Annotated in this window: 11 protein-coding genes; 7 read left to right on the forward strand and 4 right to left on the reverse strand. The window is 53.3% G+C overall.

Going from position 1 to position 15,896, the window contains the following annotated elements:
• The first annotated feature begins 69 nt into the window (after window positions 1-69).
• The 4 genes from FKG94_RS21195 (at window position 70) to FKG94_RS21210 (ending at window position 6,895) form a co-directional block, all read left to right on the forward strand.
• Entirely contained in the window at window positions 70-2,064 is a 1,995-nt protein-coding gene (locus FKG94_RS21195; RefSeq protein WP_142928950.1) for a membrane dipeptidase, read from the forward strand.
• A gap of 320 nt (window positions 2,065-2,384) precedes the next feature.
• Window positions 2,385-3,401 (forward strand): helix-turn-helix domain-containing protein, encoded by a 1,017-nt coding sequence (locus tag FKG94_RS21200; protein WP_179957747.1) that lies wholly within the window; start codon window positions 2,385-2,387, stop codon window positions 3,399-3,401.
• A 237-nt stretch (window positions 3,402-3,638) separates the two neighbouring features.
• Window positions 3,639-6,023, forward strand: coding sequence for a fibronectin type III domain-containing protein (locus FKG94_RS21205; protein WP_142928952.1), 2,385 nt, complete (start codon window positions 3,639-3,641; stop codon window positions 6,021-6,023).
• Between the two features lie 392 nt (window positions 6,024-6,415).
• Window positions 6,416-6,895, forward strand: coding sequence for a type II toxin-antitoxin system RatA family toxin (locus tag FKG94_RS21210; protein ID WP_142928953.1), 480 nt, complete (start codon window positions 6,416-6,418; stop codon window positions 6,893-6,895).
• Between the two features lie 15 nt (window positions 6,896-6,910).
• Here FKG94_RS21210 and FKG94_RS21215 read toward each other — a convergent pair whose 3' ends face one another.
• Window positions 6,911-7,873: a LysR family transcriptional regulator gene (locus FKG94_RS21215; protein WP_142928954.1), complete on the reverse strand. Its 963-nt coding sequence runs from the start codon at window positions 7,871-7,873 to the stop codon at window positions 6,911-6,913.
• Window positions 7,874-8,015: 142 nt separating this feature from the next.
• Between FKG94_RS21215 and FKG94_RS21220 the strand changes: the two genes are divergently transcribed.
• The 3 genes from FKG94_RS21220 to FKG94_RS21230 all read left to right on the forward strand — a co-directional run bounded on the left by FKG94_RS21220 (window position 8,016) and on the right by FKG94_RS21230 (window position 12,280).
• On the forward strand, window positions 8,016-8,918 hold the full coding sequence (locus FKG94_RS21220) for a DUF4437 domain-containing protein (RefSeq protein WP_142928955.1): 903 nt from the start codon (window positions 8,016-8,018) through the stop codon (window positions 8,916-8,918).
• Window positions 8,919-8,962: 44 nt separating this feature from the next.
• Window positions 8,963-9,709, forward strand: coding sequence for a maleate cis-trans isomerase family protein (locus FKG94_RS21225; RefSeq protein ID WP_142928956.1), 747 nt, complete (start codon window positions 8,963-8,965; stop codon window positions 9,707-9,709).
• Window positions 9,710-10,549: 840 nt separating this feature from the next.
• Entirely contained in the window at window positions 10,550-12,280 is a 1,731-nt protein-coding gene (locus FKG94_RS21230) for a BNR-4 repeat-containing protein (RefSeq protein WP_142928957.1), read from the forward strand.
• A gap of 260 nt (window positions 12,281-12,540) precedes the next feature.
• On the opposite strand, the gene FKG94_RS21235 is transcribed toward FKG94_RS21230, so the two are convergent.
• From FKG94_RS21235 to FKG94_RS21245, 3 genes are all read right to left on the reverse strand, one after another.
• Window positions 12,541-13,323 carry an IclR family transcriptional regulator gene (locus FKG94_RS21235; protein ID WP_142928958.1) on the reverse strand — a complete coding sequence of 261 codons (783 nt, stop codon included), beginning with the start codon at window positions 13,321-13,323 and terminating at the stop codon, window positions 12,541-12,543.
• A 146-nt stretch (window positions 13,324-13,469) separates the two neighbouring features.
• Window positions 13,470-14,642, reverse strand: a complete 1,173-nt coding sequence (locus FKG94_RS21240; RefSeq protein WP_142928959.1) for a mandelate racemase/muconate lactonizing enzyme family protein — start codon at window positions 14,640-14,642, stop codon at window positions 13,470-13,472.
• Window positions 14,643-14,658: 16 nt separating this feature from the next.
• Window positions 14,659-15,582 (reverse strand): dihydrodipicolinate synthase family protein, encoded by a 924-nt coding sequence (locus FKG94_RS21245; RefSeq protein ID WP_142928960.1) that lies wholly within the window; start codon window positions 15,580-15,582, stop codon window positions 14,659-14,661.
• Window positions 15,583-15,896 lie beyond the last annotated feature (314 nt).

The raw sequence follows: 15,896 nt of genomic DNA on the forward strand, positions 1-15,896 counted from the left end.
CAAATCCGCCCGGGGCAAGCCTCGCCGGCGGGAAAATAACGCAAACCTGCACTGATCGGGGAATCAATCGTGAAAACCTCCATTGCTATGCTATTGAGCGTCAGTTTTGCTCTCCAGACAACGGCAGCGATCGCGGCCGGCTGTGGTGACCTGGACGTAATATACAACCTGTTCGACATATCGAATGAAGAGATTTTTCACAACGGCGAGGGCACTCCCGGTCCCCGTCGCCTGGTTACCGATCAAACCAGTAATATCGTCAGTTTTTCCACTAAGAGAATTATCCAGGCCACGGCAATGGATGTTGACGCCATCACTATCCGCATCGAGAAGCTTTCCGGTTCACGTCTCGGCGGCAAGACAACGCTCGTAGTCTGCACCATTGACGCAGACAAACGCATAGAGAAGCACTGGGAGTTCAGTGTCAAAGGCGGCAAGCGCAATATCGGCGACACCTGGCAGCGCACCTTGAGCAACCTCAAAGACAAGAAAGTCGCCGTGCGACTGGTGGGTAACAGCCCCACCGGTAGCGCCCGCTTCGGCATCAACCTTATCCGTCTCACCGGCGAGGGTCGCCCCTGGCAGCCGGTGCGCAGCGTTCACACCGCTCCCGTGCCGGGCTTTGCCGATGTACATGTACATCAAGCCGCTTCGCTGGCCTATGTGGGCGGCTGGTACTGGGGCGATCATCGCTCGCCGTTTCTGTCACATGCCGCAGCGGCTTGCACCGGTGACAATCACGGCAACCTGTCCGCCCTGGGCCTGCAAAATCTCGAACCGTTTCTCGGCGCCCACGACGGGGAGATATACGGCTACCCCTCATTCAATCACTGGCCCCGATGGAGCGACATCAAACACCAACAGGTCACCCACGCCTGGTTAAAGCAGGCACACGACAATGGTTTGAACCTGATCGTCGCCTCACTGGTTAACAATCAGTGGCTCTCAGCCGCTATGATCGCTTCGGGCAAGCACCAGAACAGCCTGTCTCCGGCCGATATGGAGGCGGTAAAACGGCAAATAATCTCACTGAAAAAAATGTCGGAAGAAAACACTTGGTATAAAATCGTCCGCGATCCCTGGGAGGCGCGCCGGGCTATCGAAGCCGGCAGACTGGCGGTGGTGCTTGCGGTTGAGGTGAGCGACCTGATGCCGCGCAGCGACGGCCCCTGGTTACAACAGTTGCACGATCTGTACGATATGGGAGTGAGAAATATCCAGCTGGCGCACGAGTCAAATTCACTGTTCTCGGGCGCGGCCTATCACCGCGATGCGTTTAAATACAACAGCCGCATCAAGGCCTGGTTCGATCGCGATATAGACTATGCCTCCGGCGGCAACGGTACCAACAACCCGATCGGCTTGACCGCCGCCGGGGTACAGTTACTGCATGAAATGATTCGCTTGAACATGCCTATCGATATCGCCCATCTGCCGCTCAAAACCCAACGCCAGATTTACAACCTGGTTGCCGACCACTATCGCCACTACCCTTTATTTCATTCCCACACCCGTCTTGAAGCGCTGCTGAAAGCCGCAGACAAAAGCGTGCTGAAGGAGCATTTGGTCACCGATGAAGTGTTGAGCTATGTGCGCAAAACCGGCGGACTCTTGGGTCTGCGCACCGGCGAGGAGGCTATGCTCAGCTATAGACAGCCAGGCAAGGGGCAGGTCGTGGCAAACAACTGCGACGGCTCCAGTCGGTCATTCACACAGTTTTATCAGTACGCCGATGACTTGGGCGTCAACCTGGCCTTCGGCTCCGACTTCAACGGCTTTATCACCCAGATGCCGCCGCGTTTTGGCGCCGGAGCTTGCGCGTCGGCGCCAACGGCTAGCGAGCAAAACCGGCAGGCTGCGGCACAGGGTCAGCCCGACGCAACTGCGCCGGGTTATGTGCAAGAGTTTAATGACAAAGGTCTTGCCCATATAGGCTTACTGCCGGGCCTTTTGCACGATATGCAAACACTCGGCGCGGACACCGAAAATATCGGCAATTCTGCAGAAAGCTTTATCCGTATGTGGGAGCGTATTTATGACCCAAATCGTACTGCGCTTCCCTGAACTGACGCTTGCCCGCTTTCCTTACCCGGGGTCTGGCTGACCGTGCCGGACCCACTACGTATAACCTGGTGAACCTGAAACCGTCTTCATATCCTCCTGCCAAGGTCACCGCAAAAGCGGGTTGGCACTGGCTGTGGTATATATACCTTTCTGGCATTTACGACAATTTACAAATTCTATTTTAACGCGTAGCATGATCGCCAACGCTCTCTAACCGGGACCTGAAAAAACATAGGGTCCCGGTAGGGTATTGACACGTATCGTTTTCTTTTGGCACAAAAATAATAAAACTGCCCTCATTAAACGTCATGGGTATAAAAATGGAAAACTTTATTCTCGGCGATCAAAATACCCTAACGTTTTCCACCGAAAGTATAGACAATAAAGAAAAATTTGATTACTGGATAGAAACCGTCTGTAAACAACTTATTTTTGTCGACTGTAAAAGGCACGACAATGAACCTTTTGAAGGAACCCTGCGCACAAACAACCTGAGCAATATTACATTTTCTGAAATGTATACCGTGCCACAAACTTTTTTCAGATCTAAACAACAACTGGCCCAATTGGAGGAAGATTTCCTTATCGCCAGCATTCCCCTTACCTTTAGTGTGGAAAAATCAATTAACCGCAGGCCGATACCATCGGCAAGAGGCGACATCTCAATTTTCGACGGCTCGAGGGAACAATTCCTTTTTGTAAAAGACAGCATAAATGCCTTGATTATTATCATCCCCAAAGCAAGTATCAAACACTACTTGCCTTGTCCCGAAGATTTCGCCGGGCGGGTGATATCAAAAAATACGCCCACAGGGTTTTTAGCCTCTAACTATGTGCGCACCATAGCTTCGCAGATAGGCCGCCTCGACCCGGGTTTGGAATCACCGCTTGGCGATAACCTGTTGCAGCTGTTTGCTCTCGCGCTGGCCAACACGAAGGAAAATGCCAATCAATTCGCTCCGGCTGTAAAATATTCACTCTGCCTACAAATCAAACGATACATAGAAGCAAACCTGCACGACCCCGATTTGTCACCGAAGTCAATAGCAGATGCCCACAAAGTGAGTTTGCGTTATCTCTATAATGTTTTTGAACAAGAGAAATTTACAGTCAGTCGCTTTATCATGATGCGCAGGCTGCAAAGAAGCCGGGATGCCTTGGCCAACCCCGAGAATACACATTTGAGTATTACTGCCATCGCTTTAGATCACGGCTTTAAAGACACATCCCATTTCAGCAGAACCTTCAAAAAAGAGTTTGGCTTTACCGCCAAAGACCTGCGCGAAATAACCTTCCCAAAGCAGCCTGCCCACCCACCACTTAGAAACCGGTTATAGCCACAACATCTGCACTGCATGCTGAGTCAACAACTGATGCACTCAGAATAAATCGCTTTGCCGTAATTTCACTAGTATAGCAATTGCGGTAAAGATCCACTTGATCTGCAACTTTCAGACGCTCGAGGCCATACCAAATTAAAACGATTTGGGTCGCCTGTGTGAGGCCTATCGAAATGCCGCAGCTCACCATAAAACCGCAACACTATTTATTATAACTATACGGGTGATATAACTATGTCTGTTTTCAAATTAAAAATGACAAGTTCTCGACAGACCAAGTCGCTGCTTGCAACCATGGCGCTTGGTGCTTTGCTATTTTCAAGTGAGTCGTTTTCCGAAACGCCGCGAATACCAATAATACCTTGTGAACCTGAAAGGATAGAAAGCGGCGACGGCCGTCTACCCGATTCCATCAACAATTGCGATGAACCCCATGGACCGGGGACACCAACCCGCATAAGCGTACCGTCCTCCAGCTCCAACGGCAGCTTTTCAGTAAGCTGGGGTAGCTCGAGCGGCTACGTGCTGCGCTACGAGTTATCTCAAAACAGGACTGGAACGTCTCTGTGGGGCAATGTATACAGTGGCCGGGCCCTCAGCAAAACAGTGAGCGTCTCTGACGGCTCTTATCGCTATCGGGTGCGCGCCTGTAACAATGTCGGTTGCAGCGGCTTTCGCTACAGCGGCACGGTGACTGTCGCGTCGCGTCCAAGCACACCTTCCTCTATAGACTATGCCAGCTACTCCAACACGGGAGATGTCCGAGTCTCCTGGGGAAACTCTTCCGGTTCCGGCAAAACCTACAAGCTTGAGAAGCGGAAAAACAATGGCGGTTGGACTAGCGCCTATTCAGGTGGTGCCAGGTCGAGCACAGTCACACTCGACAACGGCAACTACCGGTTTCGTGTGAGAGCCTGCAACGCCAATGGCTGTAGCAGCTATCGCTATGGTGATGCAATGATTGCCAACCAGTCTGAGGCGATGGATTTATACAGCCTCTATCCCCACCTTGTTCACGAAGACAACAGAAATGACGCACACGCCAGAACCACCAAGACATTTATCGGTGAGTTTCCCCGGCGCGCATCGGCAGGGAATGCAAACTCCAACCCCGCCGCCCGCCGCAGCGACGCCGATCAGCCGTTCTCCCTCGGCAGCGGTTTTGACTTACTCAACGCGGCTTACGCCAGTCTTTGTTTGGAGATGGACCATCCGGAATTTCGCATTGTCAAGAATCCCTCCTCTAAAGCCGACGAATTCGAAGTCACTTATATTCGTAATACCAGTGAACTGTTCAACAGTTTAGAGGTGACTGACTCAACCAGTATCGATTTTACCTATAAAGGTGTCAGCGCTGGCGTCGACTCTGGTTCTGACCGCGCAGTAAAAAGTCTGGAGGGCACTCACAACGAAGTGTTCGTGGTAAAACTGGTAGAAAACCGCGAAACATGGTCGTTGAACACCCAGCCGGACCCGATCAAGACCGTCCATGTGAACGATTGGTTGGCGCTGGCTAACAAAACAGGTCGAAACGCGTTTCGGCAACGCTGCGGCGATCGATATATTTCCGGTGTAGACCTGGGCGCTCGGCTATTTTTAGTATTTGCCTACGACGCCCGCAGATTTACCACCGAGCAAATCTCATCCTACAATTCGCAAATTAGCGGCGGCTTGCGTGGTGCCATTAACGGCTCTTACTCGAACAGCGAAGTTCAGCAGTTCAAGGGGTTGCTAACCAGCATTAACACATCGGTAACGGCATTCAGCCTCGGCGGTCCGGACAATATCGACAAGCAAATCAACATTCTCAACTTTAACCAAAAAGCCACCGATTTTGTCAACGGCACCAACGAAGGGAACTATCGCGCCCTGAAACAATACTATCGCGACTATCCTCACCCCAGATCGCTGCTGTCTTATAACTACTACGATCTGTTCCACCGTTATGCACCTAACCTGGAGAATGTGCGCCGCTGGAACTACCTGGATGCCGAACGCGAGAGGCGCTGTAAGACGTTGAACGACTACAAGCAAGTTGGAGGCAGTCATATCGATTTAAGTCATTGTGAATCTATAAAACAGGAGATACAAATAGCAAAAGAACAGTGCGGAAGGCCCCAGGATCGCACCTATTGCCTACACCCTGCCGCCTACTATACAGCAGGGGTAGGCAGCGACCCCGACCGACCCGGCGTACTGCCCCAGGTTCAACTTTACAACGAGATGGAACGAAAAATCGACTACCTGGAGCCGCGCTCGGCATCAAACAGTCACTCCAGGAGTGTGACCGGCGGTGTCTGGAATAAAAAATGTATCACCGTCGATGAGGACGTCTGCTTAACGGAAGGTGTAGACACCGACTGTTTTACCGATGTTTACCAGGGCAACGACTTGGGCACAGGCAGAGGGTTCGGTTTGAATATGAAGGAGTATCACTCACCCGGTAGTGGCGGCAGCCAGCGCCACGATACAGTCACACGGGGTGGACTGGCCTGTCTGAACAGCTATGTCAAAGCCTGCACCAAACGCATCGGCGGCAGCAAGGCGCGGATAAGATTCGACCACGAAATCTTCGGCCGCTGTGCGATCAAAAAGCCATTTTCATTGGTAGGGAGTTAAACACTGACATAATAACTATCGACAGGGGGTCTCTTGTTCCGCGCATTTTATAAATGCGCGGTTTTTTTATACTTAGTATATCGTCTCCGCTTTTCTGCCCCGAGCCAGCGAGACATAGTAGCCAGGATGGATCGGAGCCTAACATTGTAAATTCCATGTATTGACAAGCATCACACCACAGCCGATGGCGAGCCCGATAGAGCGGGCGGTAAAGATAAGGCCGCCCTTCAGGCATTTGATTGAGCGCCTGCAGCAAGGGTTCAAGTTCCCGTTCAATTACCTCGGAGGTAATTGTTCCACCTGGCTTTTCATCCTAATCTTCCCGCACTTGGCCCTGCGAACAAATACGCAGCCAATTTAAAGACTAAACGACTCTCGAGCGGAACCAACAAATGAAAAGTCTAAGCTATCAAAGAGTTGTAAGTGCACCGCCGGAAACCGCCTGGCAGGTAATCTCCAGGGTTGGCGTCTATGCAGACTACGCACCTAATATCGACAAATCTGCAGTGCTGTCGGGCAGCGGTGTGGGAATGGTGCGGGAATGTGCCAATAAAGACGGCAGCTGGACAGAGGAGTGCACACAGTGGCGTGAAGGTCAGTCTTATGCATTTGAAGTTCAAACACAGGTCCCGGATTACCCCTATCCCTTCAAGTACTTAAAGGGTGTGTGGTCGGTAATACCACTGGCCGATGGCACGACGAAGATTCAAATGGACTTCAGCCTGGCCTTTAAACGGAAAGCCATGGAGCTTCTTGTGTTCGGGATATTGAAAGCGCAATTTTCCGGCGTTTGCCGCAAACTGCTGGATAACTGGCAGCGTGAAATCGAGTCCGCACATAAGATTTCGGGCGGCCAATACGTCAATCAATAAAGACATAAGGGGCAACTAACCCTGCGCCAACGCCCGGCGCACCTGTTGTTCGATATGCGCCATCGGCAGGACATCGCGGCTGCGATTGAGGATAAAGTCGAGAAACCGCTCGGCGATCAGAGACTGCTGTTTCGACTTCAGGTGCACCACATACCAGTGGGAAAGGATGGGAAACCCCTCGACCCGCAGTTGCACCAGGCCGTCCTCGGCGGCATTGGCAAGCGCGTAGGCGGACAGGATGGTGATACCCATATTCTCCATAACCGCATATTTGATCGCCTCGTTGCTCTCGATCACCATGGTCTTGCCGAGTTTTATCCCCAGCTTGTCAAGATGCTTCTGCACGGCGGTGTGGGTACCCGAGCCCTGCTCGCGCATCAGGAATTTCTGCTCCGCCAAGTCCGCCCAGCACAGCCGCTTGCGCCGGCTGAGGGGGTTCTGCTTCGACGCGATCACCACCAGCGGGTTGGGCAAAAACGGCGTGCACTCGATTTCCGGCTCAGCGGGCGGATCGCTGAATATATACAAGTCGTCCAGGTTCTTATTCAACCGCTCGATAATCTGCGCCCGGTTGCCCACCATAAACGCCACGTCGATATCGGGATAGTCGCGGCAAAAGGGCCCGAGGATACGCGGCAGAAAATACTTGGCAGTGGTAATCACTGAAATTCTCAGCGTCCCGGCGGTAAGTCCCTTGATATCGTTAAGCTTGTCGTCCAGGCGGCGGATGACGGCGAACAGCTCGTGGCCGGTTTCGACGACTTCGCGCCCGGCCTCGGTCAGGTAGAGCTGCTTGCCGATCACCTCGTGCAGCGGCAGGCCGGCGGCCTCGGCCAGCTTGCGAATCTGCACCGAGACGGCAGAATGGCTCAGGTGCAGAGCCTCGGCGGCCCTGGCAATGCTCCGGGTCTCCGCCACCATCATAAAGATCTCCAGTTGTCGCAGCGTGCCGAGCCGCGCCAGCAGGCGTGTATCCATCAGGCCAGCTCCTCCCCTGTAGACTATTAAATATATAACTATAAAAATATACGAATAAGTCAACTATTAAATACTATTATCAACACCAAGTCACGGCTAACATATCGATCAACTGAAACTGACACTGCGCGAGGGCTGAGCGATGAGACCCCATGTTGAACTGATCGACGAACGAGACCTGATGTGGCACGCCGCCGAGCTGCCGCAGGGCGACGGCGAGGCGCGCCAGCGCCACCTGAGCTATGACGAGGAGAACGGCGCCGCCTCCCTGAAAGTCGAGTTTGTGACCGATTGGCAGCGTCCGGCCGGGTTACATGCGGCGCAGACCGAGTGGTTTGTGCTGGAGGGAGAGGTCGAGATCGGTGCCCACCGGCTCGGCAAGGGCGGCTACTGGTGCGCGCCCCAGGGCACCTGGACACCGCAGGTAAAAGCTGCAAAGGACACTAAAATCCTGCTGTTCCGGGAATTCGCCGATGCGCAGTTCACCCCCACTGACCGCAACGGCGCCGGCGTCAAACCTGAGGCCGAACTGATGGTTTGCGATTCCGAGGCGATGCAGTGGTACGACGTCGTCGACCCCGATAACGGCAGCCCCATGGACTTCGAGCGCGGCGGCACGCCGGTGCCGGGGCTGTTTATCAAGCTGCTGTACCGCAATCCGGTCACCGGTTTCTATACCCGCCTGATCAAAGCCAAGCCCGGCTGGCGGGAGCATCCGCTGGCCCATCACCCGGTTTTCGAGGAAGCTTATTGTCTCGACGGCGAATTCGATTACAACTTTGGCACCATGGCGCCGGGCCAGTACTTCTTCCGCCCCGCCGGTGTGCGTCACGGCGATTTTACCGCCGGTGAAAAGGAAGGCTGTACCTGGATACTGCGCTGTGACGGCGACCTGGTTGACTGGTACACCGAGAATGCCAGCGTTGAAATGAAAGGCGATCCGGTCAACTGGGGCGACGACTTCCCGGGCTCCGAGCCGCCGGTGTATATCCAGCCGGTGCGGTCGCGCTCTACCGGCGCCTGGAAAGACCCCTCTTATCAATAATGCCTGGGGCGACAGATGCCAATCAGGAGCGGGAGCCAAAGCCCATGACCGATGCCCTCGGCTGGCGCGCCAAGTTCGGTGTGCTCGGCCCATCCACCAACACGATCGTGCAGCCCGAGTTCGACAATATGCGGGTGCCCGGGGTCACCAACCACTACAGCCGCATCGTGATCGAGAATGCCAGCGCAGTATCGGACGAGACCTTTATCGCCGGTACCATGAAGATTTCAGACAAGACTCTTGAAGCCGTGAAGGGAGTGATGACCTGTGCGCCGGACTATTTGATCATGGGCATGTCGGCGGTAACGTTTTACGGCGGAGCTGAGGGCGCCCAGCGCTGGCGGCAGCGCTATGAAGACGCCAGCGGACTGCGGTTGTCGATTGGCTCGGAAGCCCTGGTCGCCGCTATTGCCGCCTATGGCGGAATCGAGCGCGTGGCGCTGCTGTCGCCCTACTTTCCGGCGGCCAACCGCGAAGTAATCGGTTTTCTCAGTGATCACGGCATCCACACGGTGCGCGACGAGTGCCTGCGCTGCCCCAGTTGGACTGCGATTGCCGAGGTGACTGAACCCACGCTGCGGCAGACCGTGGCGGCGTTGGATGGCGACGATGTGGATGCTATCCTGCAAGTCGGCACCAATCTGTGCATGGTGGAACTTGCCACCGCGCTGGAACGCGAATTGGCTAAACCGGTGATCGCTATCAACGCGGCAACCTACTGGCACGCCTTGCGCCAGTATGGTATCGAAGATCGGCTGCAAGGCTTCGGACGGCTGCTGCAAAGCCACTAAAGCATCTGCCGAACCGGGATAGTCGCCGGAAGCGACGACTCCCGTATACGGCGCAATCACAGCGTAACTGGTCAACCCATAATCTCATAGAAAAACTGTTCTATGCCTGCAGCCGGCGTGCCGTCTGCCGTCGATATGGTAAAATTTGTGCCGTTTGCAGTTGCGCTCCGATAGGGTCGTGCAGCACCGGACATCAGTATTGCCGCTGGTTTATTCAGTGGTACTGGCTACTCCCTGCTCCCCGCTCCCTGCTCCCTGCTCCCTGCTCCCTGCTCCCTGCTCCCTGCTCCCATATTGAACAATGCATCTCTTCGTTGCATGGTTTGTCTCCTCTATGCTCAATAGATAACTTCGCCAAGTACTGAAATTCCAGTGGTGACACTGCAAGCGGATACACTTTAAAGCAGTGAAGGGAAGGGTTGCTGGCAGCGGAGCCTGGATACCATCCCTACCCCCTTTCGACCTGCCGCTTTCATCAACAGTCAACTATGTTTTGTTGCTAATATTGACTCAATATTACACTATCACCAGTAAAGCTTAGCGATATATATTGGCCTCTCCTGAGTGTTATCTGGTAAATACAAGACGTGTCGGAGTGGCCCAAGGGTGTTCCATATCAAACCGCCAGACCCTATACGGTCGATAATTCACGTTATATAAATCGTGTTCTTTCATCATGGGCAAGGCCTTTGCTTCACTGGGTCGGCAACGGGTCCAGGGACCCCATCGATTGCCAAGGCATCCGGATCGTTTGCTAAGGACAGCTATTGACAATTTATTTGTTGCTATTATAGTTATAAAAAATAATTATAGTATCATAACGATGACGAGGAAGAGCCGATGAAAAAGGTACTCCAGTGGGGCGGCGCAGTCGCCCTTTTTCTCACTGCCACAACCACAGACGCTCAAGTCGCACAAGAGCAATTATCCACCACTGTCGATAAATCGAACCAGGCTGGTTGGTGGAAACCCCTTGCCGTGGCCGGTGGGCGCCAATATTTTGCCTTCAATGAGCCGGGGTCAGCGAATAACAACCACCGGGGCGTGGTTGCCGTGAAGGATGCCGGTGTTTGGCAGTACGGTAACCTGAAGACCAGCGGCGGGGGGCTATGGCAACACAACGATGATTTGGGCCACGATCAACCCACTATTGCCATTGATGGCGATGGCTTTATCCATGTGTTTACCGATATGCATAATGACGGCTGGCGCTATTTTAGATCGGCAGCGGCCAATGATGTGTCAGACATTCGGCAAAAATTCGATATCCTGCCCAATGGCGGCTCGTTAACTTATCCGGTGGCAAATACCGCACCTAACGGCGATGTCTACCTGATCATTCGTAATCGTGCCGGCGGGCAAGGTGGCAAGGGCGAGCTGATTCACTGGAATAACGCTGCCAATACCTGGAACCATGTTGCCACCTTTGCCTTTAATCCAAATGACATGGTCTACCCGGATGACCTGGTAGTTGACTCGGCGGGTATTGTTCATTTCATTTTCCAGTGGTCGGCGGGCGGCACTAACCCGATGCGCCACTACGGCAGCTATCTCCAATACAACCCTGCCACGGGTAACTTTAAAACAGCCAATGGTGCAACGGTAAGTACGCCGGTCTCTCTGGCCACCCCGGATTTGTTTTTCCAGGGACTGGAGCCTGGGGAGCAATTTATTCCTCAGCCCAACCCAACGACCAGCGCCGGCAAGGGGATGCAGAGCGCAAAGTTGGCGCTTGACGGCCTCAATAAACCAAGCGTGGTGTATCGGTATCGCACCAGCGGTAGCAGCGGCAGTCGTGACTATGATGTATACCGCATTCGTTGGAATGGCTCGGCGTGGGTCGATAAAGAATTGCTTTTTGATGATACCGACACGATTGCCGCATTGGGGCACACTCACAATGGTAGCAGGGTAAGGGCCTACTACGTGACCGGGGACAAACACCTTCGCGTTGCAGAAAAATCCGCCGGCGTGTGGACCCACTATACACTGAGCAATACGGATAGCATCGAGCGAATTGGTGTGGTGCCTTTCGGCACCGACGACTTGATCTACGCCAGTGCGCCAACGGCAAAGAATGCCAATTCAGGTAATCTCTTTTCAATAGTAGCGGGTGACATATTGACCTCTGTACCCGATCAACCCTGCCTTTCCGGGACACAGTTCGGCACTCGACCGGGAACCTATACCCTGGTAAATGTAGCGCACCAGTTGCTGCTTGAGGCGAGCGCCGCAACGGCAAATTTAACGCTCACGTCTAGCTTGACTGATCGCAGTCGATGGATACTACAAGATGGCAATGCCGATGGTGAGTTCGGCCTGATTAACAGGGCGTTTGATTCGCGCATGGAGGCGAACGGCGCCGTGGCTTCTGTCTCTGTCTCCTATGACAGTTTTTCAGAAGCGCGAATGCGCTGGACATTGTTGGACAGCGATAATGACGGTGCTTTCGGTATCGTTAGCGTAGCCCACAACCCTAACCATCTGCGCGCGAGCACGCCCGGAGCAATTGTAGATCTGGACGCTCCCCCCTATACACCGGAAGAAGTGTGGACCATTTGTCCGCAATAGCTTTAGCCGCCGGGGAGACATTAACTCCCGCCGCCGCAACCAACAACAGGGCCTCTTAACAGGCCCTTGTTTTATAGCTATTCGGGTTAGCTGCTGACAGCCTGTCACAAGGCCGATTTTCAAACTAAAACTGCAGGAGTCGCCGCACCCGATCGCGGACCCCGCCAGAGGCGGAATTCCGCGCCATGGAAACCGCCGTAGCGATCAGGATTCATATGATAAGGAGGCCTTCAATGCCCCAACGGTGAATCTACCTGAGTTCACACTGATGTGCGAATCCGATTCAGGTCGGCCAGTACCTGTGGCTCACTACTGGGGGCAACCTCTGTATCGTGACCTATTCGTTGCGCCGCATCGCGCAAGATCTCCACGATGGAGGTGGTCGATTCAGGCGGAATCCAGCCCGACATGCCGATGGCCGAATGCGGTGGGTCACCCACAGTTACGGCAACCGTATGCTGCTCCGCTTTAACATTTATTCGCACGTAGTGCTGTTCCCGTATTTCGTGCAGAGTCCGCAGCAGGCTGTCGATACCCTCCGGAAAGTTGGGAATATCGCTGTCAGCATATAACTCTGATACATAGTGATCATCGTGCTCTGCCAACAGGGCCAGACCGATGCCGCCTCTCGTGGCCGGATACAGACCGATCCGCCCGAGCGCCTCCACCGACGGCAGTCCCGGGGGAGCATGGTAGAGATAGCTGACGTTATCGCGCCACAGTACGCCCAGTGCAATCACATGGTTATAGCGGCGTAAACTTTCCAAGACAGGCAACGCGCGGTGAATAATTCCTGAGGCAAACAGGCTTTGTGCAGCAAGCACATGCATGCCCGGCCCCGCGGTATATTTTCGGTTGGCTGTCTGTCTGGCGATGCCGAGATAAGCCAGAGTTTTGAGAAGCCTGTTGACTCGGGTTGGCTCAAACCCCAGTCGCCTTGCCAGCTCGCGGCCACCAATGGGCTCCTGTGAAGTAGCCAGTGCCTGCAAAGTTGCGATGCCGTCGATCAGACTCTGGTTGGGCTGGGCGCTCTTTTTTCTCATATCAACCTTTTAGTTGGCAGTTGTTGTGCATCTGCCTGTACTACCTATATTCTTCCTAAATTCTTCATTAACTATGTTTCCGTTAACTATGTTGTCCGTTAACTATATTATCCGTTAACTATATTATCCGTTAACTATATTGTCCGTTAACTGTACTGTTCCGCGTATTTCCACAGTGTATCTGTGGGCTCAATGCCCAACCCCGGCCCTTCGGGAAGGCTGTAGGCTCCGGCTCGGCAGCTCATTTTACCAGATAGCAGTTGCACATTGCGATCAAAAACAGAGTGCTGGTATTCATGCTCGGTCAGGGTTTTCAGTGTAGCAGAAGCATGCAGGCTTGCGGCCATAAAAATACCGACACCGATGGTTGCGTGAGGCGCTACCCGGCAATGAAAGCTCTCCGCCAATCTGGCAATTCTAAGAAACTGCGTTACTCCCGTGTGCCCCATTTCCGGTTGAATAATACTGATTGCACCCGCTTTCAGTCTCGGCATTGCTTCATAGACTGTGCGCCATTCTTCACCCGCGGCGATGGGAGTATTCACCGCTCGGGCAACAGTGGCAAGACCGTCTACATCCTCCGGTTTTACCGGTGCTTCAGCGAAACCAAGCCGGTGGGACTCTAACTGGCGGATCAGTGCAATAGCTTCTGCAGCGCTAAATTTCCAGTGTAGATCCACCATCAGATTGGTATCCGGCCCCAAGGCCTCGCGCAACGCGACCATTTCATTGACTATTCCCTGATGACTGACGACAGCGGCAAATTTAATCGAATTAAAGCCTTTGTCTACCCATGCTTTGGCCAGTGTACAGCGAGCGTCGAGATCGGCTTCCGGCAGTCCGGAGACATAAGCAGGGAGGGTTTCGTGGCGGCGCCCGCCGAGCAACTGATGGAGCGGTTGCTCGCAGATTTTCCCGGCGAGATCCCACAGGGCAATATCGATACCGGCAATGGCATCGAGATAAAAACCGCCAAAGAATCCACGCACCCGCATCATATCGTACAGATCTTCCCAAATGATTTCCGCATCCAGCGGGTTGCGGCCAATAAGGGTCGGGGCAAGCAGATCGGCAATTATTTCGCACACGGCTGCAGGTGCACAGATGCCGTAGGTTTCTCCCCAACCCACTCTGCCGCCGGCGGTGGTGATCTTCACTACCACCGAGCGATCGACAGTAGGGTAAATGGTCTTATTGCCTCGACGTACGATATAACCTCTGGAATTAACAGACTCGCCTGCAGCGAGCGGGCCAAGATAGGGCGTATCGCGCTCGAGCGTAACGATAAACGTTTCAAGGGTGGCAACCGGATCAATCATGGAGTGTTCCCTTATGTTATCTATCGGCTGTTTGGGCAATGTCGGTCAGGTCACCGATAAGGTCAAGCATAGCGGACAGTTCCCGCCTGTCCTGCTTATCAAGCTGTGGGCCGGGAGCTCTCACATAGGTACTGTTAATCAAGCCGCGCGTAAATAGAACAGCTTTTGTCAGGCGCCAGCGAAAAATGGCTTGCATATTAAGCAGTGGCAGCGAACGCTCAAATAAATGCCTTGCCGTATTCACGTCGCCGCACTTGTGCGCGGCAAACAGGGCGGCGTGGATTTCAGTAACCTCACAGGCCGGCATATTGCCGTGAGAACCTCGATTTAACTCATCGATAATATAGCGTCCTCCGGCACCGCCAAACACGCCCTGTAAAGAGGGCAGCCGCTGATCGAGCAGAGCGGTTATGCGTTGCCCCGAAGGTGATGTCTCTTCTTTAATATAAGCGATCTCAGACACCCCTTTAACCAGGTTGGCCACCTCGGCTACCGATAAACCAACACCCATGGGTTTAGGGGCATTTTGCAGCATGATCGGGATGCCGGTTACGCTGCCGACGTTGTGATAAAAGTCTATCATCCTGCCAGGCTGGTCGGCAAAGGCGCCGGGAGTCATAATCATAGCGGCACCGGCGCCGGCGTCGGCACCATTTTGCGCATAAAGGGAAGCATCTTCGGGAGTGCCGGCGCTGGCACCAACTACAAAAGGTATACGCCCGTCAATCCATTTGCCAAGGTTACTCACAAGGTCCAGTCGTTCCGCCTTACTTAACTGATCGTATTCGCTGGCCAGGCCCGGAAACACAACACCATCGGCACCCGCCGCGATAACATATTCCAGAACCGCCCGCATCCCGCTCGGGTCGATCAGTCCAGCGTTATCGAAGACAGTAGGTAAGACGGGGAATACACCAGATATAGAATCGTTTGTTTTCATTCTTCAGTCCAATAACAGTACGGATGCCTCTTGCAACACACAGGTATTCTTGATGAAAGTCTAAACAGAGCGTTTGCCAATATTATATTGCTAATATAGATTCAATTATATTGCTGGTTATGTCAATGATAAAAGTGGCATTTGTCATTAGAAAGTATAAATAGCGTAAATTTATCGAATAAAAACCACTTTCATAGAATTTATAGAGGCAACTCTCACAAAGCTTTTTCTTGACATTGATCCAAATGATGCTTTAATAGATGCAATTAAAAATAAGCCAATGTTAGCTTAAGTGCTACCTGTGCACCTTTAGG

Source organism: Exilibacterium tricleocarpae, from assembly GCF_007004655.1.
Classification (GTDB): domain Bacteria; phylum Pseudomonadota; class Gammaproteobacteria; order Pseudomonadales; family Cellvibrionaceae; genus Exilibacterium; species Exilibacterium tricleocarpae.